Origin of the sequence: Pseudorhodobacter sp. MZDSW-24AT, assembly GCF_002794355.1 — a bacterium.
Classification (GTDB): domain Bacteria; phylum Pseudomonadota; class Alphaproteobacteria; order Rhodobacterales; family Rhodobacteraceae; genus Pseudotabrizicola.
This window is the reverse complement of sequence record NZ_PGOI01000007.1, coordinates 592,305-619,281: the sequence shown is the minus strand read 5'-3', so window position 1 is coordinate 619,281 and position 26,977 is coordinate 592,305. Positions and strand designations below refer to the sequence as shown.

The 26,977-nt window shown below is 60.0% G+C and carries 25 protein-coding genes; 11 read left to right on the top strand and 14 right to left on the bottom strand.

Features of this window, described 5'->3' with window-relative positions; translation table 11 throughout:
• The first annotated feature begins 208 nt into the window (after window positions 1-208).
• Together CUR21_RS09030 and CUR21_RS09025 are read left to right on the top strand one after the other, a co-directional pair.
• Entirely contained in the window at window positions 209-1,525 is a 1,317-nt protein-coding gene (locus CUR21_RS09030) for a ferric reductase-like transmembrane domain-containing protein (protein ID WP_198431649.1), read from the top strand.
• 174 nt (window positions 1,526-1,699) lie between these two features.
• A complete protein-coding gene (locus CUR21_RS09025; RefSeq protein ID WP_100196653.1) occupies window positions 1,700-2,947 on the top strand; it encodes an argininosuccinate synthase in 1,248 nt (415 codons plus the stop codon).
• Between the two features lie 46 nt (window positions 2,948-2,993).
• Here CUR21_RS09025 and CUR21_RS09020 read toward each other — a convergent pair whose 3' ends face one another.
• The gene (locus CUR21_RS09020) at window positions 2,994-3,710 is read right to left on the bottom strand and encodes a sulfotransferase family protein (protein WP_100196652.1); all 717 of its coding nucleotides are present in this window, start codon (window positions 3,708-3,710) and stop codon (window positions 2,994-2,996) included.
• A gap of 67 nt (window positions 3,711-3,777) precedes the next feature.
• A complete protein-coding gene (locus CUR21_RS09015; protein WP_100196651.1) occupies window positions 3,778-4,677 on the bottom strand; it encodes a D-amino acid aminotransferase in 900 nt (299 codons plus the stop codon).
• 145 nt (window positions 4,678-4,822) lie between these two features.
• Between CUR21_RS09015 and msrA the strand changes: the two genes are divergently transcribed.
• On the top strand, window positions 4,823-5,455 hold the full coding sequence (msrA, locus tag CUR21_RS09010; protein ID WP_100196650.1) for a peptide-methionine (S)-S-oxide reductase MsrA: 633 nt from the start codon (window positions 4,823-4,825) through the stop codon (window positions 5,453-5,455).
• A 56-nt stretch (window positions 5,456-5,511) separates the two neighbouring features.
• Here the strand turns inward: msrA and CUR21_RS09005 are convergent, their stop codons facing one another.
• Window positions 5,512-7,773: an NADP-dependent malic enzyme gene (locus CUR21_RS09005; RefSeq protein WP_100196649.1), complete on the bottom strand. Its 2,262-nt coding sequence runs from the start codon at window positions 7,771-7,773 to the stop codon at window positions 5,512-5,514.
• Between the two features lie 247 nt (window positions 7,774-8,020).
• Between CUR21_RS09005 and mutS the strand changes: the two genes are divergently transcribed.
• The gene (mutS, locus tag CUR21_RS09000; protein WP_100196648.1) at window positions 8,021-10,624 is read left to right on the top strand and encodes a DNA mismatch repair protein MutS; all 2,604 of its coding nucleotides are present in this window, start codon (window positions 8,021-8,023) and stop codon (window positions 10,622-10,624) included.
• A gap of 299 nt (window positions 10,625-10,923) precedes the next feature.
• On the opposite strand, the gene CUR21_RS08995 is transcribed toward mutS, so the two are convergent.
• Window positions 10,924-11,457 carry a nucleotide exchange factor GrpE gene (locus tag CUR21_RS08995; protein ID WP_100196647.1) on the bottom strand — a complete coding sequence of 178 codons (534 nt, stop codon included), beginning with the start codon at window positions 11,455-11,457 and terminating at the stop codon, window positions 10,924-10,926.
• A gap of 33 nt (window positions 11,458-11,490) precedes the next feature.
• Window positions 11,491-12,561, bottom strand: a complete 1,071-nt coding sequence (hrcA, locus tag CUR21_RS08990) for a heat-inducible transcriptional repressor HrcA (RefSeq protein ID WP_100196646.1) — start codon at window positions 12,559-12,561, stop codon at window positions 11,491-11,493.
• Window positions 12,562-12,674: 113 nt separating this feature from the next.
• Between hrcA and rph the strand changes: the two genes are divergently transcribed.
• The 3 genes from rph to hemW are packed head-to-tail and all read left to right on the top strand — an operon-like array spanning window position 12,675 to window position 15,212.
• Window positions 12,675-13,391: a ribonuclease PH gene (gene rph, locus CUR21_RS08985; protein WP_100196645.1), complete on the top strand. Its 717-nt coding sequence runs from the start codon at window positions 12,675-12,677 to the stop codon at window positions 13,389-13,391.
• A complete protein-coding gene (rdgB, locus tag CUR21_RS08980) occupies window positions 13,388-14,002 on the top strand; it encodes an RdgB/HAM1 family non-canonical purine NTP pyrophosphatase (protein ID WP_100196644.1) in 615 nt (204 codons plus the stop codon). Before rph ends, rdgB begins: the two co-directional genes overlap by 4 nt.
• A gap of 55 nt (window positions 14,003-14,057) precedes the next feature.
• A complete protein-coding gene (gene hemW / locus CUR21_RS08975; protein ID WP_100196826.1) occupies window positions 14,058-15,212 on the top strand; it encodes a radical SAM family heme chaperone HemW in 1,155 nt (384 codons plus the stop codon).
• Between the two features lie 108 nt (window positions 15,213-15,320).
• On the opposite strand, the gene CUR21_RS08970 is transcribed toward hemW, so the two are convergent.
• From CUR21_RS08970 to hemJ, 7 genes are all read right to left on the bottom strand, one after another.
• The gene (locus CUR21_RS08970; protein ID WP_100196643.1) at window positions 15,321-16,235 is read right to left on the bottom strand and encodes a ParB/RepB/Spo0J family partition protein; all 915 of its coding nucleotides are present in this window, start codon (window positions 16,233-16,235) and stop codon (window positions 15,321-15,323) included.
• 16 nt (window positions 16,236-16,251) lie between these two features.
• The gene (locus CUR21_RS08965) at window positions 16,252-17,064 is read right to left on the bottom strand and encodes a ParA family protein (protein WP_100196642.1); all 813 of its coding nucleotides are present in this window, start codon (window positions 17,062-17,064) and stop codon (window positions 16,252-16,254) included.
• Window positions 17,057-17,680 (bottom strand): 16S rRNA (guanine(527)-N(7))-methyltransferase RsmG, encoded by a 624-nt coding sequence (gene rsmG / locus CUR21_RS08960; RefSeq protein ID WP_232622733.1) that lies wholly within the window; start codon window positions 17,678-17,680, stop codon window positions 17,057-17,059. The genes CUR21_RS08965 and rsmG overlap by 8 nt, the downstream gene beginning before the upstream one ends.
• A complete protein-coding gene (gene mnmG, locus CUR21_RS08955) occupies window positions 17,677-19,542 on the bottom strand; it encodes a tRNA uridine-5-carboxymethylaminomethyl(34) synthesis enzyme MnmG (RefSeq protein ID WP_100196824.1) in 1,866 nt (621 codons plus the stop codon). The genes rsmG and mnmG overlap by 4 nt, the downstream gene beginning before the upstream one ends.
• 11 nt (window positions 19,543-19,553) lie before the next feature.
• Entirely contained in the window at window positions 19,554-20,840 is a 1,287-nt protein-coding gene (gene mnmE, locus CUR21_RS08950) for a tRNA uridine-5-carboxymethylaminomethyl(34) synthesis GTPase MnmE (RefSeq protein WP_100196641.1), read from the bottom strand.
• A gap of 22 nt (window positions 20,841-20,862) precedes the next feature.
• Window positions 20,863-22,134 carry a transcription termination factor Rho gene (rho, locus tag CUR21_RS08945; RefSeq protein WP_100196640.1) on the bottom strand — a complete coding sequence of 424 codons (1,272 nt, stop codon included), beginning with the start codon at window positions 22,132-22,134 and terminating at the stop codon, window positions 20,863-20,865.
• Between the two features lie 120 nt (window positions 22,135-22,254).
• A complete protein-coding gene (gene hemJ, locus CUR21_RS08940) occupies window positions 22,255-22,704 on the bottom strand; it encodes a protoporphyrinogen oxidase HemJ (protein ID WP_100196639.1) in 450 nt (149 codons plus the stop codon).
• A gap of 414 nt (window positions 22,705-23,118) precedes the next feature.
• Between hemJ and CUR21_RS08935 the strand changes: the two genes are divergently transcribed.
• The 4 genes from CUR21_RS08935 to dnaQ are packed head-to-tail and all read left to right on the top strand — an operon-like array spanning window position 23,119 to window position 25,832.
• Window positions 23,119-23,712, top strand: a complete 594-nt coding sequence (locus CUR21_RS08935) for a nucleoside triphosphate pyrophosphatase (RefSeq protein WP_100196638.1) — start codon at window positions 23,119-23,121, stop codon at window positions 23,710-23,712.
• Entirely contained in the window at window positions 23,709-24,551 is an 843-nt protein-coding gene (locus CUR21_RS08930) for a shikimate dehydrogenase (RefSeq protein ID WP_100196637.1), read from the top strand. Before CUR21_RS08935 ends, CUR21_RS08930 begins: the two co-directional genes overlap by 4 nt.
• Window positions 24,548-25,138, top strand: a complete 591-nt coding sequence (gene coaE, locus CUR21_RS08925) for a dephospho-CoA kinase (protein WP_100196636.1) — start codon at window positions 24,548-24,550, stop codon at window positions 25,136-25,138. The genes CUR21_RS08930 and coaE overlap by 4 nt, the downstream gene beginning before the upstream one ends.
• Complete coding sequence (gene dnaQ, locus CUR21_RS08920; RefSeq protein WP_100196635.1) at window positions 25,131-25,832, top strand: DNA polymerase III subunit epsilon; 702 nt, start codon at window positions 25,131-25,133, stop codon at window positions 25,830-25,832. Before coaE ends, dnaQ begins: the two co-directional genes overlap by 8 nt.
• 52 nt (window positions 25,833-25,884) lie before the next feature.
• On the opposite strand, the gene secB is transcribed toward dnaQ, so the two are convergent.
• Together secB and CUR21_RS08910 are read right to left on the bottom strand one after the other, a co-directional pair.
• Complete coding sequence (secB, locus tag CUR21_RS08915; RefSeq protein WP_100196634.1) at window positions 25,885-26,391, bottom strand: protein-export chaperone SecB; 507 nt, start codon at window positions 26,389-26,391, stop codon at window positions 25,885-25,887.
• 59 nt (window positions 26,392-26,450) lie between these two features.
• Window positions 26,451-26,921 carry an FxsA family protein gene (locus CUR21_RS08910; RefSeq protein ID WP_100196633.1) on the bottom strand — a complete coding sequence of 157 codons (471 nt, stop codon included), beginning with the start codon at window positions 26,919-26,921 and terminating at the stop codon, window positions 26,451-26,453.
• Window positions 26,922-26,977: the final 56 nt, after the last annotated feature.

The window sequence follows — 26,977 nt, the reverse complement described above, 5'->3', positions numbered from 1 at the left end:
GTCACAGGCAAAGTTGTTTTAAGATAAATCACGCGGAGCTGTTTTCGTTCCCTCGCTTTTCTCTCTTTGCACTGTGTTTGAGAATTTTCTCGGTTCGCCGCCCGTCAAGGGAACGAAGCGGGAGATAATCCGTTCAAGCAGGATGAACCCATCAGACCGTCCCCTTCCGCCAAAGGCTTTCATCCGCGTTGATGATAAGCCGTCTCGCGTGGCGGCGTGGACCGTCTTTTGGGTGGCGATGGCGTTTGCTGTCATTGCGCTTCCATTTGTTGTCATCCTTTTGGGCGAAGATCGGCCAGAGGCCGGCGCCGTTTTGTGGGAATTTTCCATGGGCTGCGGCTTTGCCGCTTTGGCGATGGTCCTTCTTCAGTTTGCGATGACCAGCCGTATCCGCTGGATCACCGCGCCTTTTGGCGCGGATATTCTGTACGTCGTGCATCGGATCGCCAGTTGGGGTGTGCTCGCGCTCGCGCTGCTGCATTTTGGTGTGCTCTACATTTGGTACGAGCCGGCCTTGGGCGCACTGAACCCGTTGAAGGCACCTTGGGAACTGACCATCGCACGGCTGGCCTTGGTCTGCTTTGGCTTGCTGATCCTGACGTCGGAACTGCGCAAGCGTTTGAACCTTCCCTATCGGGCGTGGCGGCTGATCCACATCGCAATTGGCACAGTCGGCACGGCAGCGGCTTTGCTTCACGTGCTCGGGGTTGGAAATTACACGGAAATGGCGGGGTCCAGGGCCCTGTGGCTTGGGTTATTCGCCGGTTGGATCGTGTTCATGCTTTGGTCACGGATGGTGCGGCCGTTCCTTTTGGCACGTCACCCATGGCGCGTGATCTCTAACGAGATGGAGCGCGGAGGGGTTCATACCTTGACCTTGCGGCCCGAAGGCGCGCCGTTGCGCGGATGGAAGCCGGGGCAATTCGCATGGCTTTCCTTGGGACACGCCCCTTGGAAATTGCGAGACCATCCGTTCACGATTTCAACCGCGCCAGATCGTGGCCCTGAGATTTCCTTTTCGATTAAGCCACTGGGGGATGACAGCGAACAGATGGCCAAGGCCGCCCCCGGCACCGTTGCTTATGTGGAAGGCCCTTATGGAACCTTTTCGATCGACCGCGAAGCCAAGGCTGAAGGCTTTGTCATGATCGCAGGCGGCGTGGGGATCACACCCATCCTTGCAAATCTGCACGCGCTGCATTCCCGGAACGATCCGCGCCCGGTCATCCTGATTTATGCCAACAGCACATTGGAAGAAGCATCTTTTCGGGAAGAGCTGGAGGAGATTGCCAAGGATATTCCCCTGACCATCGTGCATGTTCCGGAAGAGGCGCCTGCAGATTGGCAGGGTGAAACCGGACGGATCGATAAGGCCCTGCTCGCCCGTCACCTGCCAGATGTCACGCGGGCGTGGCCGCACATGCTGTGTGGCCCGGCGCCGCTGATTACGGCCGCCACAAAGGCACTGATCTCGATGGGCACACCTGCCCATCAGGTGACCTCTGAAGTTTTTGATATGGTGTAGCGGATGAGAGAAACCTATGCCCGACTGTTCGCCCTTGCGCTGATCCTTTTTGCGCTGTCGGCCGCGCTTTTCTTCGCATGGATGATGAACGGTTAGTCGCAAGGATACGTCATGTTTCTTGCCCTTTGCCGCGTTTCGCCTTAGACCCGCGAAAATCCCCAAGGGAGCGTGGTCATGTCCAAATCCAAGTCGCTATCGAACCCGAAGAAAGTTGTCCTTGCCTATTCCGGTGGTCTGGACACATCCATCATCCTGAAATGGCTGCAGACCGAATATGGCTGCGAAGTCATCACCTTCACGGCCGATCTTGGCCAAGGTGAAGAGCTTGAACCTGCGCGCCAGAAGGCGATCATGCTGGGGATCAAGCCCGAGAATATCCATATCGTGGACGTGCGCGAGGAATTTGTGCGCGACTACGTCTTCCCGATGTTCCGTGCCAACGCGCTGTATGAGGGGCTGTATCTGTTGGGCACCTCGATTGCGCGCCCGCTGATTTCCAAGCATCTGGTCGATATTGCGCAAGCCCATGGCGCGGATGCGGTGGCGCATGGTGCTACCGGCAAAGGCAATGATCAGGTGCGGTTCGAACTCTCGGCCTATGCGCTTGACCCGTCAATCCGTGTGATTGCCCCATGGCGCGAATGGGATCTGACCAGCCGCACCAAGCTGATCGAATTTGCCGAGGCCAATCAGATTCCGATTGCCAAGGACAAGCGCGGCGAGGCGCCCTTCTCGGTCGACGCCAACCTGCTGCACACCTCCTCCGAGGGCAAGGCGCTGGAGAACCCGGCGGAACAGGCACCGGATTATGTGTATCAGCGCACGGTTTCGCCGGAAGAAGCCCCGGATACCCCTGAATACATTGAAGTTTCTTTCGAGCGTGGCGATGCTGTCGCCATCAACGGCGAAGCCATGTCGCCCGCCTCGATCCTGACCCGGCTGAACGAGTTGGGCGGGGCGCATGGGATTGGGCGGCTGGATTTTGTCGAGAACCGTTTCGTCGGCATGAAGTCGCGCGGCATCTACGAAACCCCCGGCGGCACCGTCTTGCTGGAGGCGCATCGCGGGATTGAGCAGATCACGCTGGATGCCGGTGCGGGCCACCTGAAAGACAGCATCATGCCGCGCTATGCGGAACTGATCTACAACGGCTTCTGGTTCAGCCCGGAACGCGAGATGTTGCAGGCGCTGATCGACAAATCACAAGAACATGTGTCGGGCACCGTGCGGCTGAAGCTTTACAAAGGTTCGGCCACCTGTGTGGGCCGGTGGTCGGAGCATTCGCTGTATTCCGAAGCACATGTGACCTTTGAAGATGACGCAGGCGCCTATGACCAGAAAGACGCGGCAGGTTTTATCCGCCTGAACGCGCTGCGCCTGAAGCTGATTGCCAACCGCAATGCGCGGGTGGCCAAGGGCTGAGACCCATTCCAGCGTTTTGCGAAAGGGCCGGGTCTCCGGCCCTTTTTCATAGCTTGTAAGCGGTTAGTTTTTCGTAAAACGGCAGCGCCTCATCGACGAGCGCCTGATAGGCGGGGGGCAGGTCGGGCAGCGGGCCTTCGGGATCTTCAAAACCGGTGGAGCGGTGCACCGCGCCATACCAGTGTTCGGCCCAGATTCCATCATAGGGCTTTGGCCCGGCGGGCCAGTGTAACATACTGTCTTTAAACGGAATTGTGAGCGCTGCGCAAAGGCGTTGCAGCGCGCCTTTGGGGTTGGCGCGGATGTCGGCGCTGTCGATCACCAGAGGTGGCTTTCCCGTCCATCCGGCGACCTGATCGAACAGGTCCGCCTGCTGAACAAAGCCGATGTCGGCAAGGGTTGGGCCCTCGCGCTTTTTGGCATAGGACGCGACGACCCGCGCCGGGTGGCGGATCAAAAAGACATTTTTCAGGCTGCGCATGAACTGGCGGTCAAACTCCGGGATCATGTGCAGGGTCATATGCTTTTGATAAAACAGCGTTTTTCCCTGCGGGATCTCTGAGATACAGGCCGCGGCGACCTTGGCAGGATCATCTTCATGCGCGGCGATGATCTGGTCGCGCATCGGGTGGTCGATGCCGGTTTGGCGGAGATAGGCCGCATAGAAAGGTTCATCCCAGACCGCGCAATCGCCCCGCGCCGCAAAGGCATACATCATCGCGGTCGAGAGGTTGCGCGGCCCGGACCACATCGCGATTTTCATGGCTGTTTTCCGTATGTTCAAGGTAGGGAAAAGGTATGGTTTACGTCATGACGTGGGCGGCAGCGGTTCACCCGCCGACAAGCGCCTTATAAAGCCCGCGAATCCGCTCTGTCATCGGCCCCATCTGGCCTGTCCCGATCACGCGGCCATCAATCATGCCGACCGGCGTTTGCGCGCCAAAGGTGCCGGTGAGAAAGGCCTCATCCGCGCTGTAGGTATCGACCAGACTGAAGTTGCGTTCAAAGACCGGAATAACATTGGCGCGGCACAGGTCGATCACCTTGGCTCGCGTGATTCCGTTCATGCAGTAATCGCCCGTGCTGGTCCAAACCTGCCCCTTCTTCACGATAAAGAAGTTGCAGGCGTTGGTGGTGTTCACGAAGCCATGCACATCAAGCATCAGCGCCTCATCCGCGCCCGCCTTTTCTGCGGCGATACAGGCGAGGATGCAGTTCAGCTTGGAATGCGAGTTCAGCTTTGGGTCTTGCGTCATCGGCAGACCGCGCAGATGCGGCACCGTGGCCAGCCGGATCGGACGCGGCAGTTTCTGGCGCGAATGTTCCATGATGATCACAACCGTCGGGCCGCGCTGTGACAGCTTTGGATGCTGGAACGGGCGGGTCTTGACCCCGCGGGTCACCATCAGCCGCGCATGGGCATCGGTTGTCATCTGATTGGCGGCCTGCGTTTCATGCACGGCCGCGATGAGCTGTTCGGCGGTCATCCCGATTTCAAGATCAATCGCCTTGGCCGCTTCGAACAGGCGATCCATATGTTCATCCAGAAAGGTCCAGCGGCCGTTGTAGAGCCGTATGCCTTCCCAGACCCCATCCCCCAGCATGAAGCCGGAATCATAGACCGACACCAGCGCCTCGGCCTTTGGCTTCAGCACGCCGTTCACCCAGATCAGGATCGATTCATTGCGGGCATCGTCTTCGGCCTGATGGGTGGACACATTGTCTGTCATGGGGATCTCCGGATTTTCCGGCAGGCTAAGCCCTGTTTCGCGCAAGGGAAAGAGCAAGGATCACCACTGCGTGACATCACGGCAGGGTGAGTGGACGCCGGGCCATGATGGGTAAACCTTTGCGGTTGGAAACGAGGAGCGCAAGATGCAACGGATTGTGTCAATGGTGATGGCCATCGCCCTGCTGGGGATGCTGGCAATGAGTGGTGGAGCGCATGCGGCGACAGAACGCGCCATCGTGGCAGGCGGATGCTTCTGGTGTGTGGAAGCGGATTTTGAAAAGGTGCGGGGCGTCCGCTCGGTTGTTTCGGGTTACACGGGCGGCACGTCGCAGAATCCGACCTATCAGAACCATGAGGGGCATTATGAGGCGGTCGAGATCATCTTCGACAACAGCCAGATTTCTTATGAGCAGTTGATCGGGATGTTCCTGAGATCGGTGGATGTGACCGACAATGGCGGGCAGTTCTGTGACCGGGGCGCGTCTTACCGGACAGCGATTTTCGTCTCTGATGCCGCACAAAAGGCAGCAGCCGAGGCGGCGGTGGCCGAAGCCAGCCGCAGCTTGGGCACCAAGGTTGTGACCCCCGTGCTTGCGGCCAGCACCTTCTGGAAGGCCGAAGCCTATCATCAGGATTACTACAAAAGCTCGGACATCGTGCTGACCCGCGCCGGGCCGAAGCAGAAGAAGAATGCCTATAGTTTCTATCGGCAAGCCTGTGGGCGGGATGCCCGCGTGAAGCAGCTTTGGGGCAATCAGGCCGTCTTTGCCAAGTGACACCGCCGGACTGCGCATAAGGATAGGGCCCGCCTGACCGGCGGGCCCTGTGCGTTTTATTGCCCGATCTTGCAGGCGGTCATCACGGCCATGTTCAGGATATCGTTCACGGTGGAATTGGTGGAACAGATCTGAATCGGCTTTTTCACGCCGGTGAGGATGGGACCGATCACGGTGGCGCCGGCCATTTCCTGCATCAGTTTCACCGAGATGCTGGCAGAGTGGCGCGCAGGGACCACCAGAATATTGGCAGGCCCCGTCAGGCGGCAGAAGGGGTAATGCTTCATCTGGTCCATGTTCAGGGCCACATCGACGGTCATTTCGCCTTCGTATTCGAAATCAACCCCCATCTTGTCGAGCAGGCGCGGTGCGGCGTGCATCTTGGTGGCCCGCTCTGACACCGGATAGCCGAAGGTCGAGAAGGAGACGAAGGCCACCCGAGGTTCGAGCCCCAGAGAGCGTGCCACACCCGCCGAGCGGATGGCGATGGTGGCAAGATCTTCCGGCTCCGGCCATTCCTGCACCAGCGTATCGGCCACAAGAACGATCCGGCCCTTGTGCAGCAAGGCCGTGACGCCGACCGCGCCATCGGCGGCCGTGGCGTCGAAGACATGGTTGATCAGCGACAGGATATGCGCCGATTTGCGGGTGACGCCCGTAACCAGCCCGTCACCATGCCCGTGCTGCAACATCAGAGCCGAAAACACATGCCTGTCACGGGCGGCAAGGCGGTGAATGTCTTCCCCGTCATGACCGCTGCGCTGGAGGCGTTTGTAGAGGAAGTCTTTATAGGTCTCGAGGTGGCGGGTGTTGGCGGCATTGACGACCTCGAGCTCGCGCACGGCATCGGCCAGACCTGCGGCTTCCAGCTTTTCGCGCACATCCGGCTCTCGCCCCACCACGATTGCCTTGCCAAGCCCCGCGCGCTGATAGGCCACGGCGGCACGCAGAACACGGGGATCGTCGCCTTCGGCAAAGATCATCCGGGCCTGTGCCTGTTTGGCGCGGGCATGAATGCCTTGGAGGATGCTGGCGGTCGGGTCCATGCGGGATTTCAGGCTTTGTTCATAGGCCTTGAGGTCGGTGATGGGGCGCCGGGCCACGCCGGTGTCCATCCCCGCCTTGGCCACCGCAGGCGGGATCACGTAGATCAGGCGCGGGTCGAAGGGCGTGGGAATGATGTAATCGCGGCCAAAGGACAGCTTGCGGCCATAGGCCATGGCCACCTCGTCCGGGACATCTTCGCGGGCGAGGGCAGCGAGTGCGCGGGCGCAGGCGATTTTCATCTCGTCATTGATGGCGCGGGCGTGAATGTCGAGCGCGCCACGGAACAGATAGGGGAAGCCTAGGACGTTGTTCACCTGATTGGGATAATCCGACCGCCCGGTGGCCACGATCGCATCGGGGCGCACCGCATGGGCTTCTTCCGGCGTGATCTCGGGGTCGGGGTTGGCCATTGCGAAGATGACGGGGTTTTCCGCCATATTCGAGACCATTTCCGGAGTGACGGCCCCTTTGGCCGAGACGCCGAGAAACACATCGGCGCCGATCATCGCCTCTTCCAGCGTGCGCAGCGGGGTGTTGGCGGCATGCGCCGATTTCCACTGGTTCATGCCTTCGCTGCGGCCTTGATAGATGACGCCCTTGGTGTCGCACATGATGCAATTGTCATGCTTGGCGCCCATGGATTTGAGCAGTTCAAGGCAGGCGATCCCGGCGGCCCCTGCCCCGTTCAGGACGATCCGACAGTCTTCGATCTTTTTGCCCGACAGTTCCAGCGCGTTGATCAGGCCCGCCGCGCAGATCACCGCTGTGCCGTGCTGGTCATCGTGGAACACCGGAATGTCCATGATCTCTTTCAGGCGCTGTTCGATGATGAAGCATTCCGGGGCCTTGATGTCTTCAAGGTTGATCCCGCCAAAGGTTGGCCCCATCAGGCTGACGGCCTTGATGATCTCGTCCGGGTCTTCGGTATCGAGTTCGATGTCGATGGCGTTCACATCGGCGAAGCGCTTGAAGAGCACGGCCTTGCCTTCCATCACCGGTTTCGAGGCCAGCGCGCCCAGATTGCCCATGCCCAGAATGGCGGTGCCGTTGGAGATGACCGCCACCATGTTGCCCTTGACGGTGTAATCATAGGCCAAGGCCGGATTGTCGGCGATGGCCTGAACCGGAACGGCGACCCCGGGGCTGTAGGCGAGGCTGAGATCGCGCTGGGTGGCCATCGGTGTTGAGGCGACCACATCGTATTTGCCGGGGCGCGGTTCGAGGTGATAGGCAAGCGCTTCTTCGGGGGTCACACGGTTCTTCGAGGACATGGGCCATATGTTCCTTGATGGGTTTGTTTCGTCATAACGAGCCAAATCCCGCCACACAATCAAACATCGCGGGCAAACATCGCGGGCAAGCATCGCGGGGCGGGGCCGTTTGCAGCGTGCCAAGGCTTGCGCGCAGGGCCTGCCGGTTTGCCGGGGGATAGGTCTTTCCCCCCTCTCACGGGTTTTGTAGGGTCGGCGCGCAGCAGGGAGGCCACGTGTGCCACAAGACGACGCAACTGTGACGCCGATGATGGCGCAATACCTTGAGATCCGGGAAGCCAATCCCGGCGCCTTGCTGTTTTACCGCATGGGCGACTTCTATGAGATGTTCTTCGACGATGCCTTGGCCGCCGCAGAAGCCTTGGACATTGCGCTGACCAAACGCGGCTTTCATCTGGGGGAACCGATCCCGATGTGCGGGGTGCCGGTCCATTCCGCCGAGGGCTATCTTCTGACGCTGATCCGCAAAGGATTTCGCGTGGCGATTGCCGAGCAGCTGGAAGACCCGGCGGAAGCGAAAAAGCGTGGCTCGAAATCTGTGGTGCGGCGCGATGTGGTGCGGCTGGTCACCCCCGGAACCTTGACCGAGGACGCGCTGCTGGATGCGCGCAGACACAATTATCTGGCCGCATGGTCCGAAGTGCGGGATCAGGCGGCCTTGGCTTGGGTCGATATCTCGACGGGGGAGTTGCGGGTGATCCCCTGCCCTGTGAGCCGTCTGTCGCCGGAACTGGCCCGGCTGGCCCCGCGCGAGGTTTTGGTCAGTGATCAGCAGGAACGGGTGGTGGCCCCGATCGCAGAAGACCTTGGCGCGGCGCTGACGCCGCTGGCCCGGGGCAGTTTCGACTCTGTGTCGGCGGAAAAGCGTCTGTGCGCGCTGTTTGCGGTGGGGTCTTTGGAGGCCTATGGCAGCTTTGACCGGGCCGAAGTGTCGGCCATGGGGGCGCTGGTCGATTATCTGGATCTGACACAGCGGGGGAAGATTCCCCTGCTGCAGCCGCCTGTGCGGGAAACGGCGGGCGGTGCGATGCAGATCGACTTTGCGACGCGCCGGAATCTGGAATTGACGCAGGCCTTGTCAGGGGGGCGCGAGGGATCGCTTTTGCTGGCCATCGACCGGACGGTGACGCCTGCGGGGGCGCGTTTGCTGGAGCGGCGGATCTCGGCGCCGTCCTGTGATCTGGGCATCATCCGGGGACGGCATGAGGCCGTGCGGTCTTTGCTGGAAGACAGCGGCCTGCGGGAGGCGCTGAGAACGCGGTTGCGCGGGGTTCCCGATATGGACCGCGCGCTGTCGCGTCTGGCCTTGGACCGGGGCGGGCCGCGCGATCTGGCGGCGATCCGCGCGGGGCTGGCACAAGCCTTGGAGATTCATCCGTTGCTGGACCATGCCCCTGCCGTTCTTGGCGAGGCGGCAGAGGCCTTGCAAGGGCACGCGGATTTGACCCGGCTGCTGGAGGCGGCGCTGGTGGCGGAACCGCCGCTTTTGGCGCGGGACGGCGGGTTCATCGCAAGCGGCTTTGACCCGGAGCTGGATGAGACCCGCGCCCTGCGCGATGAAGGGCGGTCGGTCATCGGGAAGATGCAGGCCGATTATGCGGCGGCGTCGGGTGTGGCCGGGCTGAAGATCAAGCACAACAATGTGCTGGGCTATTTCATCGAAGTGACCTCGACCCATGAAGCGGCGATGCGGGCGAAGCCAGAGCTGTTCATCCATCGGCAGACCACGGCGGGACAGGTGCGCTTTACCACGGTGGCGCTGAATGAGATTGAAACCCGCATTCTGAACGCGGGCAACCATGCGCTGGAGCTGGAGCGGCGGCATTTCGACAGCCTGAAACAGGCGATTCTGGACAGGTCCGGGCCGATTGGCGCCACCGCCCGCGCCTTGGCCGAGATCGACCTTGCGGCGGGGCTTGCCGATCTGGCCGCCGCGGAGGATTGGGTGGAGCCCGTGGTGGACAAGAGCCATGCCTTTGTGATCCGCGGAGGACGGCATCCTGTGGTGGAGCGTGCGCTGAAGCGCCAAGGTGCAGGGCCTTTTGTCGCCAATGATTGCAGCCTGACAGAGGCGACGACGCCTGCGATCTGGCTGCTGACCGGCCCCAATATGGCGGGTAAATCCACCTTTCTGCGGCAGAACGCCTTGATCGCCTTGCTGGCACAGGCCGGAAGCTTTGTGCCGGCGCGCTTTGCCCATATCGGCCTTGTCAGCCAGCTTTTCAGCCGGGTGGGTGCGGCGGATGATCTGGCGCGGGGCCGATCCACCTTTATGGTGGAGATGGTGGAAACCGCAGCCATTCTGAATCAGGCCGATGATCGCGCCTTGGTGATTCTGGATGAAATCGGGCGCGGCACCGCGACCTATGATGGGCTTTCCATTGCCTGGGCCACGCTGGAACATCTGCACGAGAGCAACCGCTGCCGCGCACTGTTTGCGACGCATTACCATGAGATGACCGCGCTGGCCGGGAAGCTGCGCGGGGTGGAGAATGCCACCGTGGCGGTGAAGGAATGGGAAGGCGACGTGATCTTCCTGCATGAAGTGCGCAAAGGCGCCGCCGACCGCAGCTATGGGGTGCAGGTGGCGCGGCTGGCCGGGCTGCCGCCTTCGGTGGTGGAGCGCGCCAAGGCGGTGCTGGAGGCGCTGGAAAAAGGCGACCGGGACGGTGGCAAGCAAATGGCGCTGATTGATGATCTGCCGCTGTTCCGCGCCGCACCGCCGCCCGTGATGCAGAAGGCGGCTGCGAAAGACTCGGCTGTGGAGGCGCGTCTGAAAGACATTCGCCCCGATGAGCTGACCCCGATCGAGGCTTTGCGGCTGGTTTACGACCTGAAGCAGTTGCTTTGAAGGCCGCGGCCATCCCAGCGCCATGATGCTGTCAAGAGCGTGTCACCAACGGGCTTTATCCCTGAGCCTGTTGTGGGTGCCGGGAGAGCTTCCCTGACCTTGGGGGTGCCTTGCCCTGCTGCGGGAGGATCTGGGGTCCCCGTATGACATTGGCCGCCGGTGGCGGCGCCGGACGATTGGACCAAGGCCTTTTCAGCACGCGTGCCGGACCCCCCTGTGGGGTCCGGCGTTTTTTTGCCCGGATCATGCCGGATGGCGGCACTCGGCCGTGCCGCGCACGCCGCAACGGAGCTGTGCCTTCAGTTTGCCGGGGTGGAAGAGACGCCGACCTGTGCCGGGCGCAGCAGACGATCGTGCAGCATGAAACCTTCGGTCATCACCTGAATGATCTGCCCGGCCTTGGTGCCGGGAACCGGTGCCTCGAACATCGCCTGATGCAGTTGCGGATCGAAGGTATCGCCCGCGACGGGGGAAATCGGCGTCACCCCGTGTTTCGTCATCACATTGGTGAGTTCGCGCAACGTCAGATCCACACCTTCGATGAGGGCTGCCGCCTGCGTGCGGGTTTCATCGGTGGCGGCATCGAGCGCGCGTTTCAGATTGTCGAACACGGGCAAAAGATCGCGCGCCAGACGGGTGCTGCCATATTGCTCGGCCTCACGACGGTCACGCTCGGCGCGCTTGCGGGAGTTTTCGGCATCGGCGAGCGCGCGCATGAAACGATCGCGCAGCTCATCACGTTCTGCCCGCAAAGCATCGAGTTCTTCGGCTTCGATAAAATCCTCGATCTCACCGATCTCTGCCGCGTCCGGGCTTGGGTTGTCCTGTGCCATCTTTTCGTCTTCCTTACACAAACCTTTGGGAGATCATCCCTTGCCCCGCTCGGATACCATCCGGCCGACAAGCTGCGCCGTATAGTCGACGATCGGAACGATGCGGCCATAATTCAACCGCGTCGGACCAATCACACCGACGGCGCCGATGATCTTACGATCAGCGTTCATATAGGGAGACACCACCAGAGAGGAACCCGAAAGTGAGAAAAGCTTGTTCTCTGAGCCGATAAAAATGCGCACACCATCGCCTGCCTCGGTCAATTCGAGGAAGTCGGCGATGTCACGCTTGCGTTCAAGGTCATCGAAGAGGGTTCTGATCCGGTCGATCTCGGCCCCTTCGGTTGCGCCGTCCAGCAGGTTCGCACGGCCACGGACGATCAGACGCGCGGCATCGGTGCCACCCCTGTCCCAGATCGCGAGGCCGCTTTCGACAAGTTCGCGCGCGAGAACGTCGATTTCCTGACGGTGCCGGTCGATGTCTTGCGCCATGGTGCGCCGCAGATCGGACAAGGTGCGGCCTTCGGCCAAAGCGTTGAGGAAGTTTGCGGCTTCGCGCATGGAAGACGGCGTTTGGCCGGGCGGCGGGGTGAACAGGCGGTTTTCGACATGCCCGTCCCCGAACACCAGAACCACCAAGGCCCGCTCGGGGGACAGGCTGACGAATTCGATGTGCTTGATCGGGGCTTCGCGTTTCGGCGACAGGACAAGGCTGGCGCCGCGCGTGATGCCAGAAAGCGCGGAGCCGACCTGATCGAGCAAAGAGGCCACATCCCGGTCGGACTCGCCGAAGGTGGCGTCGATCTTTTCGCGGTCTTCCTGCGCGACCGCCCCGATTTCCAGCAACCCATCGACAAACATGCGCAGGCCGCGCTGGGTGGGAATGCGGCCTGCCGAGACATGCGGACTGTCCAGCAGGCCGAGATATTCCAGATCCTGCATCACATTGCGGATGGTGGCGGCCGAGACCTTTTCGGTCATGCTTCGGGTCAGGCTGCGCGATCCGACCGGCTCTCCATTCGTGAGATAGCCCTCGACGACACGGCGAAACACTTCACGAGAGCGGTCATTCATTTCCTTGAGCAGATTGGCACCGTCAGTCATGTGTGACTCCTCTTGTGGAACCAGAGTATTCCGATGGGCGGCGTGGTCAATCGGGGTTGCATCGCAAGGTTCGACGCGCATATCTGCCCTTGACCCATAGAAAGGAAGAAAACATGCGTCCCTCTGGCCGGAAACTGGACCAAATGCGCTCTATCTCAATCGAAACGGGCGTCATGCGGCACGCAGAAGGCTCTTGCCTGATCAAGGTTGGGGATACGCATGTGCTGTGCTCGGCGACGATCGAGGACAAGGCGCCGTCTTTCCTGAAGAACACGGGGCTGGGATGGGTGACGGCCGAATATGGCATGTTGCCCCGCGCCACCAACAGCCGCACGCGGCGGGAAGCCGCTTTGGGCAAGCAGAGCGGAAGAACGCAAGAAATTCAACGGCTTATCGGAAGGTCTTTGCGCGCCGGCGTGGATCGCAGCGCCTTGGGTGAGCGGCAGATCGTGGTGGATTGTGATGTTTTGCAGGCCGATGGCGGCACGCGCTGTGCCTCGATCACCGGCGGGTGGGTGGCTTTGCGTTTGGCCGTGAACAAATTGCTGAGCACCGGCGCCATCGTGAGTGACCCGATCATTGACCATGTGGCCGCCGTGTCTTGCGGCATCTATGCGGGTCAGCCGGTTTTGGATCTTGATTATCCAGAGGATTCGGCGGCCGGGACGGATGGCAACTTTGTCATGACCGGGCGGGGCCGCCTGATCGAAGTGCAGATGTCGGCGGAAGGCGCGTCATTTTCACGTGAGGAGATGATGCAGTTGCTGGACCTTGCCGACCAAGGCTCTGCCGCGTTGGTTGAAGCGCAGCGCGCGGCGGTGGCACGATGACCGCCCGGGCCGATCTTGGCACGCGGTTGTTGATTGCAACCCACAACAAGGGAAAACTGGAGGAGATTGCGGCGCTTCTTCAGCCCTATGGGGTTGAGGTGATCTCGGCTGCGGCACTGGGCCTGCCTGAGCCGGCGGAAACCGAGGATAGTTTTGTGGGAAATGCGCGGATCAAGGCGCATGCGGCGGCACAGGCCAGCGGGCTGCCCGCCTTGGCGGATGATTCCGGGATCTGCGTGGATGCGCTGAACGGCGCGCCGGGTGTTTACACGGCAGATTGGGCAGAAACGCCGCAAGGACGCGATTTTACCTTGGCGATGACGCGCACGTGGGAGGCCTGCGAGGCGGCGCAGGCGGCGGAGCCCCGCAAAGCGCAGTTTCGCTGCACGCTGGTTCTTGCCTGGCCGGATGGGCGCGAGGAGATTTTCGAAGGCGCGGTTGGCGGACGGCTGGTCTGGCCGATGCGGGGGGCCGAGGGACATGGATATGACCCGATGTTCCAACCCGATGGCTATGATGTGACCTTTGCCGAGATGAGCCTTGCGGAAAAGGGCAAGATCAGTCACCGGGCGGACGCCTTTGAAAAATTCGTAAAGCACTGCTTTTCCTGACCGTCGGGCGCTTTTGCGCCCGGTGCGTCTTTAACGCTGAGAAGGCGAGCTCATGATGGAAAGATGGCAAAAGGCCGGGTTCGGTCTGTATGTGCATTGGCCTTTTTGCCAGTCCAAGTGCCCCTACTGCGATTTCAACAGCCATGTTTCGGCATCGGTTGATCAGGATGCATGGCGTTTGGCCTATCTGACGGAGTTGCGGCGCTATGCGCGCGAAGCGCCGGACCGCAACCTGAGCAGCATCTTCTTTGGCGGGGGGACGCCGTCCTTGATGCCTCCGGCGACGGTGGCCGCCATCATTGATGAAGCGACCCGTTTGTGGACGCCCGCGAATGATATCGAGATCACCTTGGAAGCCAATCCGACCTCGGTTGAGATTGAGCGGTTCAGGGATTTCCGCATCGCCGGGGTTAATCGGGTCTCTGTCGGCATTCAGGCCCTGAACGACAATGACCTGCGGCGCTTGGGGCGCATGCACAGTGCCGACGAAGGCCAGCGGGCGATTGCCACCGCTCAGGCCGTGTTTGACCGGACCAGTTTCGACCTGATCTATGCGCGGCAGGATCAGAGCCTGCGGGCATGGGAGGCGGAGTTGCAACAGGCGTTGCAGATGGCGAATGGCCATCTGTCGCTGTATCAGCTGACGATCGAGCCCGGCACTGTGTTTGCCGCGCGGTTCGACAAGGGCCAGCTGAAGGGGCTGCCGGTCGAAGATCTGGCGGCCGATATGTATCAGATCACGCAGGATCTTTGCGCGGCAGAAGGCTATGCGGCCTATGAAGTCTCGAACCATGCGCGGCCGGAGCATGAATCTCGGCACAATCTAATTTACTGGAACGGGGGGGATTACGTCGGGGTCGGCCCCGGGGCGCATGGACGGATCACCACCAAGGCAGGCGCGCGCTATGCCACGCAGCGCCCGGCGGCGCCCACAGCCTGGCTTTCGCGGGCGGGTGAGGTGATCGAGGGAGACCATGTGCAGCTGAGTGCCGAAGAGCATGCGCAGGAATTCATGATGATGGGTCTGCGGGTGACGGAGGGTGTCGAGCTGGCCGAGTATGAGAGCATCGGGGGAAGTGCAGTCTCGGCATCCGCGATCGAGGAATTGCGCGGTTTGGGGCTGATCTCCGTGGCCGAGGGCAGGATTTGCGCGACACCTGCGGGGCGGTTGGTGCTGAATTGGGTGATCAAACAGCTTTTGATCGCGTGAGGCCCCTGCCCTTTCGCGTGGACTGAGCGCGCTTTTGGGCTTTTCTGGTCTCTGATGAGAACGAGATGTTCACCGGATCTGAGCGGTGAACATCTTCTTGGGGGCTGTTTACTTCGCAAAATCGCGGGGAATGACAGAGAGGACTTGGCAGAGCATATCCAGCTCATCCAGATTGGCGTAGCGGATGCGAAGGGTTCCGCCTTCCCCCGCAGAGTCGTGATCGATGGTCACGGTCATGCGCAAATTCGCACTGATATCGGCCTCTATCGCGCGGGTATCGGCGTCTTTTTCGGAGCGACCGGATTTCTGCGCGCGCTTTGCGGGCTGCGACAGGGCGCTTTTGACGAGTTTTTCCGTTTCCCTGACCGAGAGGCCGCCGCCCACAACCTTGGCCGCCAAGGCAGCGGGTTCGGGTGTGCCGATCAGGGCACGGGCGTGGCCGGCGGTCAGCTTGCCGGCCCGGATCATGTTCAGAACATCATCTGGCAAGGTGAGCAGACGCATCGTGTTCGCGATGTGAGAGCGGCTTTTTGACAGGGCTTCCGCGAGTTTTTCCTGCGTATGCCCATAGCTTTCCATCAGCTGCCGGAAGCTGAGCGCTTCTTCCACCGCGTTGAGATCGGCGCGCTGAATGTTCTCGATGATCGCGATTTCGAGGACCTCATCATCCGAAAAGTCGCGGATGACCACCGGAACCGTGTGGAGTTGCGCCATCTGCGCGGCGCGCCACCGCCGCTCGCCCGCGACAATTTCGTAAGCCTCACGGCCCTTGATGGCCCGCACGACCAACGGCTGGATGATGCCTCGGCTTCGGATCGACGCGGCGAGTTCTTCCAAGAGCTCGGGGTCGAAATCTCTGCGCGGCTGATTTGGGTTGGGGAAGACAAGCTCGATCGGCAGCGTTGTGTCGGGGATTGGCGCTGTGCCCTCACGGGGCTCGACATCGCCTTTCAGCAAATTCACATCCGCCATCAATGCGGAGAGGCCGCGCCCTAGCCCTTTGCGGTCTGCTTTTTTGTCCATAACTGCTCTTTCTTCTTCAGGCGGCGCGCCCGTTGGGCCGGCGCGAAATGATCTCGAGTGACAGGCGGCGATAGGCCTCGGCCCCTTTTGATGTCGGATCATATTGGAGCACAGGCAGCGCGTAGGAGGGTGCCTCGGAGACCCTGACATTGCGGGGAATCGTGGTTGCAAAGACCATATCGCCCAGATTTGCCCTTGCGTCCGCCTCAACCTGTTGGGACAGCCTGTTCCTGCTGTCTGTCATCGTAACCAAAACCCCTTCGATGCGCAGGCGAGGGTTGGCGGATTTTCGGATGTCTCGGATTGTCAGCATCAGTTGCGAGAGGCCTTCGAGCGCGAAGAACTCACTTTGCAAGGGAATCAAGACGGATTCCGCGGCCACCAGCGCATTGACGGTCAGGAGCGACAAGGACGGCGGGCAATCGATCAGCACGAAATCGAAGGCTTCCGACAAGAAGGCGGCGTCTCGGATGGCATCCGACAGCAGAAAAGAGCGCTTTTCGCTGGCCACGAGGTCGATATCGGCGGAGGCGAGATCTGCATTGGCGGGGCATACGAAAATGCCCGGCACCGAGCCACTTTGAATGAGATCCACCAGCTTGGCCTGTTCGAGCAGCAGATCGTAACTGGTGCGGTGCCGGTTCTCGGCGGAGATGCCGAGGCCTGTCGACGCATTTCCCTGAGGATCAATGTCGATGACCAGGACTTTATAGCCAAACTCGACAAGTCCAGCGGCGAGGTTGATCGTGGTCGTGGTTTTGCCCACGCCCCCTTTCTGATTGGCGATGGCGATGACACGAGGCGCGGTGCGTGAGGCGACATCAGACATGGCGAATATTCTTCAGTTCAAGGATCGCGGCGGCGGGATGAGTGATGCTGGGATGAACACGAAGATCGAAGGTCCAGAGCCGTTTCGCCTCTTCAACCTCGGCGGCAAAGCGCTCTCCTTTCGGAAAAAATGCGGTGCCGTTGGCAGCAAGGTGGCGATCTGCGAAGGCGCACAGGTTTGTGAGGGACGAGAGTGCCCTTGCAGAAAGATAGTCTGCGTGAGAGGGCGGCAATTCCTCGATCCTGTGGTTCGAAACCGCGACATCAAGGTCGAGTTGACGCGCTGCTTCTCGGAGAAATGCACATTTGCGCGCATCGGATTCGACAAGCGTCAGGTTGGCGGCAACACCCTCCCCTTTCATGAGGATTGCGATGACGAGTCCGGGGAATCCGCCACCGCTGCCCAGATCACACCATAGCCCTGAGGTGCAATTGGCAAGGTAAAATAGCTGGGCAGAATCTTGGATGTGACGGTCATAGAGGTGAGCGACGCTTTCCTTGGAAACCAGGTTTATGGCCGGGTTCCATTTTTTGACGAGACTTTCGAGGAGGTTGTAACGTTCCATTGTTTCACGTGAAACATTTCCTGCGAAAGATCTTTCCACCGATGACATCATACAGCGGCCCGTGACGCGGTGTGTTTGCGCAAGTTGGCGAGGATCAACGCCAATGCTGCAGGTGTCATTCCTTCGATCTTGGCGGCTTCTGCCAAAGATGCCGGACGGCGCACAGTCAGCTTTGACTTCAGCTCCCCAGACAAGCCAGACATGGAGGCATAGGCAAAATCATGCGGGATTTCGGTCGCCTCTTCCCTTTTGAGTTGTGAAATCTGTTCTGACTGCCGAGTGAGATAACGCCCATACATCGCGTCACGGATCAATTGCTCTCGTGTTTCGGGCGAAAGATCATCAAGCATGGGGACCAACCGGGTTTGCTCTTCCGGCGACATCGGATAGGCGCCCAACACTTCAAGCGCGGACCGGCGGGTGCCGTCAGCGCTGACCTGGAGACCAAAGGCCAAAAGTTCCCTCGGGGTGAAACTCAGGCTATCCAACGCGGCTTTTGCTTTTTCAAGACGATCGAGTTTTTGGGTAAAGGCGCCAACGCGTTCTTCGCTGACCATACCAAGATCAATGGCGCGCGCCGTAAGACGCTGATCCGCATTATCCGCCCGCAACGAAAGCCGGAATTCAGCCCGAGAGGTGAACATGCGATAAGGCTCTGTCACCCCCATTGTGCGCAGATCATCAATCAGAACGCCGATGTAACTGTCAGAGCGATGGAAGGTGACACTGGGCTTTTGAAGGGCAAGTTGTGCCGCGTTCAATCCGGCACAAAGCCCTTGCGCCGCCGCCTCTTCATATCCCGTCGTCCCATTGATTTGGCCGGCGAGGAAGAGCCCGGGCAGATCTGGAAGTTCCAGCGATGGCGACAGGGCGCGTGGATCGAAATAGTCGTATTCGATCGCGTAAGCGGGTTGAAGAATTCTGGCGTGTTCAAGCCCTGGGATCGAGGCAACATAGGCCTCTTGCACGTCAATCGGGAGGGAGGACGAAATGCCATTGGGATAGATGGTGTCGTCGTCCAATCCTTCAGGCTCCAGAAAGACTTGATGCCCATCCTTATCGGAAAAACGCGTCACCTTGTCTTCGATCGAAGGGCAGTACCGCGGCCCGACGCCTTCGATATGGCCGCCATACATGGCAGATTTTGACAAGTTGGCCCGGATGATCTCATGCGTTTTCTCATTTGTGCGGGTGATGCCGCAGGAAATCTGCCGCGCCACGGGCCGGGTATTGAGAAAAGAGAACATCGTCGGAACTTCGTCACCGGCCTGCATCTCAAGCATGGACCAGTCGATGGTCTTTCCATCAAGGCGTGGAGGCGTCCCAGTTTTCAAACGGCCGCGTTTCAAGCCAAGATCGTTCAGACGGTCTCCAAGCCGAAGAGACGCATCATCGCCCATCCGCCCGCCAGAATGACGGTCTTGGCCGATGTGAATCAGACCATTCAGGAAAGTTCCCGCCGTCAAAACCACGGCGGGCGCGGCGACGCGTTCGCCGTTCCCCAACAAAACGCCTGTGACCTGCGCGGATTCCACCAGAAGGTCCACCACCTCGCCTTCGATGAGCGTCAGGCCTTTGGTGAGACGAAGCTCTGATTGCACAAACTGACGGTACAGTTTTCGATCAATCTGTGCGCGAGGGCCTTGCACGGCAGGCCCTTTTCTTTTGTTCAAAAGCCGAAATTGAATGCCAGCCGCATCTGCGGCCCGTCCCATCAGCCCGTCGAAGGCATCAATCTCGCGTACAAGATGGCCTTTTCCCAAGCCTCCGATGGCGGGGTTGCAGGACATCATCCCGATGGAGCTGAGTTTCTGGGTCACCAAGCCTACGGACGCGCCTGTACGGGCAGCCGCGAAAGCCGCCTCTGTTCCCGCATGTCCCCCACCGATCACAATGACATCAAAATGTTTCACGTGAAACAATCCTACTTTCCGATGCAGAAGCTGCTGAAGATCTCATCAAGCAGCGTTTCAACTCCGATTTTCCCCACCAACAGGTCGAGCGCATGCGCAGCCATCCGGATGTCCGCTGCCACCAGTTCCAAAGGCGGAGCTTCACCATACAACGAACTTCTGGCGGACTCCATGGATTCGAACGCTGTCTTCAAAGCGGCGCGGTGGCGTTCACGGATCAGAATCCCTGAGCCTGATACCCTGTCCTTTAAGCGCAGGCCAATGGTTTTGACCAGATCATCCAAACCCTGGCCTGTTTTGGCCGAAATCGCACCCTCTTGCGGGACAAGGTCTGCCTTACTCCGAACGACAATGTCCTGCTCTGTCCAATAAGGAACATCGGTCAAATCTTCGGGAGCCAAAACCAGAACTCTGAGATCGGCCGCTTCGGCGCGCTGCTTTGCGCGGTCAACGCCGATCTTTTCAATCTCGTCCTCTGTCTCCCGGAGCCCGGCGGTATCAAGCAGGGTAACGGCCAAGCCCTCGATCTCCATGCGGACTTCAATGATGTCCCGCGTGGTTCCAGCAATCGATGACGTAATCGCGGCCTCTCGACCAACCAGCGCATTGAGAAGACTGGATTTTCCGGCATTCGGCGCGCCGATGATCGCAACCTCGAATCCGGCGCGCACCCGTTCGGTGCCCTCGCTTTTCGTCAGTTCCAAACGAAATGCGTCACGAAGCCCGGATACAAGCGCAAGAACTTCCGGAACAACATTTTCCGGAACATCTTCTTCTGAAAAATCGAGAGAGGCTTCGATCAGCGCCGCCGCACGGATCAGATCCTTGCGCCAAGCGGCAGCTTTCTGACCAATCGCACCCTTGAGCACAGCCTGAGCCTGCCGCCTCTGCGCTTCGGTCTCTGAATCGATCAAATCGGCAAGCGCCTCGACCTGCGTCAAATCCATCATGCCATTTTCCAAGGCGCGGCGCGTGAATTCGCCTGCCTCGGCAAGTCTCAGGCCGGGCACCCTCTCCAGCGACCAAAGAAGCGCAGAAACCACCGATTCGCCGCCATGTATTTGAAATTCAACAACTTTTTCGCCCGTAAAGCTGCGACCCGGCTCGAAATAAATCACGATCCCCGAATCGATCGCGTCCCCTTCAAAGACCAGATCCCGCAGGCTGGCGCGCCGGGGCGTCAGCCCTTGCACACCCAAAGCCGAGGCGGCCTCCAAAGCCTTTGGGCCGGAAACCCGGATGACGGCAACACCAGCCTTGCCGCGAGCTGTTGCCAGCGCGAAGATTGTGTCCGCCATCTGTGATGCTCTGCTTTGCGCGTTACGTATTCATCGAATCGAAGAATTCGGCGTTCGACTTGGTCTGCTTCAATTTCGAGATCAGGAATTCCACCGCATCCGTGGTTCCCATCGGGTTGAGGATTCGACGCAGGACATAGGTCTTTTGCAAATCGGTCTTCTCGACCAGAAGATCTTCCTTGCGCGTGCCAGATTTCAGAATGTCGATGGCAGGGAAAACCCGCTTGTCTGCAACCTTCCGGTCCAGAACGATCTCGCTGTTGCCGGTGCCTTTGAATTCTTCAAAGATCACCTCATCCATGCGGCTTCCCGTATCGATCAGCGCCGTCGCGATGATGGTGAGCGAGCCCCCCTCCTCGATATTGCGCGCGGCGCCGAAAAACCGCTTCGGACGCTGCAAGGCATTGGCATCCACCCCGCCGGTCAGCACTTTGCCCGAAGACGGCACCACCGTGTTGAAGGCCCGCCCCAGACGGGTGATCGAATCAAGCAAGATCACAACGTCCCGCTTGTGTTCCACAAGCCGCTTCGCTTTCTCGATGACCATTTCGGCAACAGCCACGTGGCGTGTGGCAGGTTCATCAAAGGTGGAGGAAACCACCTCCCCTTTCACGCTGCGCTGCATATCGGTCACTTCTTCCGGCCGCTCGTCGATCAGAAGCACGATCAGGTAGCATTCCGGATGATTTGTGGCCACCGAATGCGCGATGTTCTGAAGCAAGACCGTCTTACCCGTGCGCGGAGGCGCCACGATCAGCGCGCGTTGGCCTTTGCCGATCGGACAGACCAGATCAATGATGCGGGCCGAACGATCCTTGACGGTGGGGTCATCCACTTCCATCCGCAACCGTTCATCCGGATACAGCGGCGTCAGGTTGTCGAAGTGCACCTTGTGCTTGGCGCGTTCCGGATCATCGAAGTTGATCTTGGTGGCCTTGATCAGGCTGAAATACTTCTCGTTTTCCCGCGGGGCCTGAATCACCCCTTCGATCGAATCGCCGGTCCGCAGACTGAACTGGCGGATCATGTCAGGGCTGACATAGATATCATCCGGGCCCGGCAGATAGTTGGCAGAGGGGCTGCGCAAGAAGCCAAAGCCATCCTGCAGAACCTCTAGAACGCCGTCGCCGCCGATCTCGAAGCCTTCTTCGGCATGTTCCTTGAGAATCTGGAACATCATCTCGCCCTTGCGCATGCTGGGCGCATTCTCGATTTCCCACTCTTCCGCCATCGCGAGAAGATCAGCAGGTGTCTTTGCCTTCAAATCGGCAAGGTTCAAGCGCTCTACAGTCATGGAATAGTCCTTTTGCAGCTTGTCACGCAGACAAACAGCGACACCACATCGAAGGGAAAAACAAAGACCGGACGGCCCTTGTCTGGCGCGATACAGACCGCGCGCGAAAAAGTCAAGAAATCAGAACTTCACGATCACCGAGAAGACGATCAGCAGCAATAGCAGCGTCGGCACCTCGTTCATCAGGCGGTATCGCCGCCCTGTCAGCGTATTGCTGCCCGCCGCGAAGGATTTTCTTTGTTTGGCAAGCCACATGTGAAACCAGGTCATCGCCAGAACGGACGCGGCCTTGACCCATGGCCAGATCATCGTCCAGTCCACAATTCCGGGCGTGGCCACAAGGCTCAGCCCGAAGATCCAGGTTGAGATCATCGCCGGGTTCATGATCGCTTTCAGCAAACGGCGCTCCATCGTCTGGAACAAGCGGTCCGTGTCGCTGCCTTGGGCGACCGCCTCGACATGGTAAACGAACAATCTGGGCAGATAGAACAGCCCCGCCATCCACGCGATCACCGAGATGACGTGCAAGGACTTCACCCAAAAATACCAGTTTGTCAGAACTTCGGTCATCTCACCTCACGATCTCATCTTCTTTATTAAAATAAAGAGAGAAAAGGAATGTAGATGTAGGGCCTGTGGAAAACAGAATTTCAGCGTTTTTCCAACTGATTTTCCACAGACGGGCTTTCTGGGATAAGTCGGTGGATAAGTCACCTTTTCTGTGGAAAACTTTTTAAATTCTATTGAAATTCATAATGTTAGCTTTGTGGACTTTGGTGGAGAAAACATCCACGCCGCGACACTGCGACAGGGGCTTTGCGGCTTTCCCACAGCCGTCGCATTCCGGCGTGCACAGTGGGATATCTTTTGACTCACGCTTGACAACTGCCCTGCCCTGCCGCTCCTTTGCGTCATATCGCGTCCTGCGCACAATCTCCGCCACAAGAACAAAGCACAGATATCCACAGAGCTGTCCCCGCTGCCATGCGCCTTATTCTCGCCTCCACCTCTGCGATACGACACCATCTTCTCATCTCTGCCGGGGTCAGCGTCGTCGTGCAGCCAGCGCGGATCGATGAAGAGTCGATCCGGCAAAGTCTGGAAGCCGAGGCGGCAAAGCCGCGCGACATGGCGGATACGCTTGCAGAGCTGAAAGCCCGGAAGATTGCCGAACGCTGTCCCGAAGACCTTGTGATAGGATGCGACCAGGTCCTTGATCTTAAAGGGAAAGTTTTTTCAAAACCGTCCAGTGTTGAAGAGGCTGGCGAGCAGCTCCGCCTTTTGCGGGGCAAGGTTCACAGCCTGTGGTCGGCGGTCGTGATTTATGAAGCGGCGCGGCCTGTCTGGCGTGTCGTTGCCGAAACGAAGCTGACCATGCGGTCGTTTTCGGACGCCTATCTTGATGCGTATCTGGCGCGCAACTGGCCTTCGGTGCGCGACAGCGTGGGGGCCTACAAGCTCGAGGAAGAGGGATCGCGCTTGTTTTCTGCGGTCGATGGGGATTACTTCACGGTGCTTGGTCTTCCGCTGTTGCCCGTTCTGGGATATTTGGGTCAGAGAGGTCTTATCCAGACATGACAGATCATCCCCGTGTGCCCCTTGCCGGCGTGATTGGCCATCCGATCGCCCACAGCCGTTCCCCTGCCCTGCACACCTATTGGCTGAAGCGCTATGGCATCCGGGGTCACTATGTTCCTTTGGATATTGCGCCCGCAGACCTTCAGGCGATGCTGCACGCGCTGCCCAAGATGGGGTTTGTCGGGGCAAATGTGACGATTCCGCACAAGGAAGCGATCCTGAAGATCCCGGATGTCATCATCACCGACCGCGCGGCCCTGATCGGGGCGGCCAATACGCTGATCTTCCGCAAGGATGGTCGGATTCAGGCCGACAACACCGATGGTTCGGGCTTTATCGCAAACCTGCGGCAGAACGCCCCGCAGTGGAACCCGGCCGCCGGGCCAGCGGTGATCTTTGGCGCGGGCGGTGCGGCGCGGGCCGTTGTGGCGGCCTTGATCGAGGTGGGGGTGCCAGAGGTGCGGATCACGAACCGGACCCGGCCACGGGCCGAGGCGCTGCGTTCGGATTTTGGCGCCAAGGTTACGGTGATGGAATGGGTGCAGGCGGCCAATATGCTGGAGGACGCGGCGACGGTGGTCAACACCACGTCTTTGGGCATGACCGGAAAGCCGGATTTTCGCGTTCCGCTTGACGCGCTGCGCCCCGAAGCCGTGGTGACAGATCTGGTCTACACCCCTTTGATGACGCAATTCCTGATCGAAGCCCAAGCGAAAGGATGCACCGTTGTCGACGGTCTGGGGATGCTGCTTCATCAAGCCGCACCCGGATTCGAGCGGTGGTTCGGCCATCGGCCAGAGGTGGATGAAGAGACACGCCGCGCTGTCCTGATGTCATGAGCGCCTTTCGTCTTGGCCTGACCGGCTCGATCGGCATGGGGAAATCCACGACGGCCGCCCTGTTTGCCGAAGCCGGAGTGCCGGTTTGGGATGCCGATGCGGCCGTGCACCGGCTTTATGCCAAGGGGGGCGCCGCGGTTGCTGCCGTGGCAGAGATCTGCCCGACAGCGCATCTGGCAGGCGCGATTGATCGTGGCGCGCTGCGCGCATGGATTGCGGCGGAACCCGGGGCCTTGGCGCGCCTTGAAGCGGTGGTGCATCCTTTGGTGGCTGCCGATCGCGCGGGTTTTGTGGCGGATGCCACGGCAGATCTTGTGGTTCTCGACATTCCCTTGCTGTTCGAGAAGGGCAGCGAAGGCGAGATGGAGGCAACCTTGCTGGTCACCGCCCCTGCGGCGGTTCAGCGCGCGCGTGTCATGGCGCGCCCGGGGATGACAGAGGCGCAGTTCGCCTTGATCTTGGCGCGGCAGATGCCCGATGCGGAAAAGCGGGCGCGGGCCACGCATATCGTGGAAACCCTGTCGCTTGCGCAGACACGCGCCTATGTAGAGGCCCTGATCGCACATTTGCGGAGCCATCATGCGTGAAATCGTCCTTGATACTGAAACCACGGGTTTTGAACCGTCGGAGGGGCATCGGATCGTCGAGATTGGCGCGGTGGAACTGTTCAACCATTTGCCGACCGGACAGACCTATCACCAATACATCAACCCGGAACGGCCCATGCCCAAGGAAGCCTTTGAGGTGCACGGGCTGGGGGATGAATTCCTGCGCGACAAGCCGGTGTTTCAGGCGATCGGGCAGGCGTTTCTGGATTTTGTCGGCGATGCGCAGCTTGTGATTCACAATGCGGCCTTCGACATGAAGTTCTTGAACTTCGAGTTGGAGCGCGCGGGGCTTCCGGTTCTGCCCAACAGCCGCGCCACCGATACCTTGATGATCGCGCGTCGCAAATTTCCGGGCTCGCCAGCCTCGCTTGATGCGCTGTGCCGGCGTTTTGGTGTCGACAACTCGGCGCGCGAAAAGCACGGCGCCTTGCTCGACTCGGAAATTCTTGCCGAGGTCTATCTGGAACTGGTGGGGGGCCGACAGCCTGATTTCATGCTGGCCGCCGCTTCGGGCGCTGCCAAGCAGACCGGCGCTGCCGAGGCCAGCGCGGATTGGCGCCCCCGCCCCCGTCCGGTGCCGCTTGCAAGCCGGATCACCGAAGAGGAGATGGCGGCGCATGCGGCCTTTGTGGGCAAGCTGGGCGATCAGGCCATCTGGCTGAAGCGAGGCTGAGTGCAAAAGGCCGGTCCGATGGGACCGGCCTTTGACATCACAGGCGACAGGATCAGTTCGGCTGACCTTGGGCCGCTTGGGTCTGAGCGCGGCGCGCCAGTTCTTGGCGGTAGAGCGCAAGATAATCGACGGTGTCGATGTTCAGCGCCGGGAAGCCGCCGTCGCGGGTCACATCGCTGATGATGCGGCGGATGAACGGGAACAACAGCCGGGGGCATTCGATCAGCAGAAACGGATGCATCTGTTCATCCGGCACGCCTTCGATGTGAAAGACGCCGCCGTAATCGATTTCCAGCAGGAACAGCGTTTCATTGTTGGCGCGGTTCTTCGAGGTGACGCGGAACTTCTGGATCACTTCGAACTGGTGGTCTTGCGGACGCTTGCGCGCGTCCAGACTGACAGCGACCTGAATGTCTGGCTGGACTTCGCCGCCGTTCAAGCCTTTCTGAGCCACCGCGTTTTCAAACGACATGTCGCGGATGAACTGTGCCAGCACCTGCATCTTGATTTGCGGCTGCGCTTGCGGCTGGGCGGCAGCGCCAATTTCCTCTTCGGCCATCGTCTGTGTTCTCCCTGAGACAGTCTTCGGTGGCTACCTATCAGGTCATCCCGCCGTTCTCAATGCCGGGTCCAGCCTGAAGGGCCTTTGGGCGCAGGGTTTTCCTCGACTTCAAAGAACTCGCCGTCGATCACGGTGGGGCCATGGCTGTGCGAGCGCGTCTGTTGGCTGCCAAAGGTCTGGACCGCCACCCGAGCGCCCACGAAGCGAATGACCGCTTCACGCAGCTTGGGCACCATCAAGAGAAAGCCGATGGTATCGGTGAAAAATCCGGGCGTCAGAAGCAGCAATCCTGCCAGCAGGATCAAGGCCCCATGCGCCAAGGGCGACAGCGGGTTTTTCAGCTGCCCCATGTCGCCCCGCAGCTCTGCCAGAACCTTCAGCCCTTGCCAGCGCATCAGGGCGGTGCCGGCGATCCCTGTCAACAGCACGAGCCCCAGAGTGGGCCACAAGGTCAGCCAGCCCCCGACGGTGATGAAAAGCGCGATCTCGATCAGCGGGACAATCAGAAACAGGGCGAAAAGCCGCATCTTGGCCTCCTTCAACGGAAAATGCAGGCCGCGTGGCGGTAGACACCGCCCCCTGC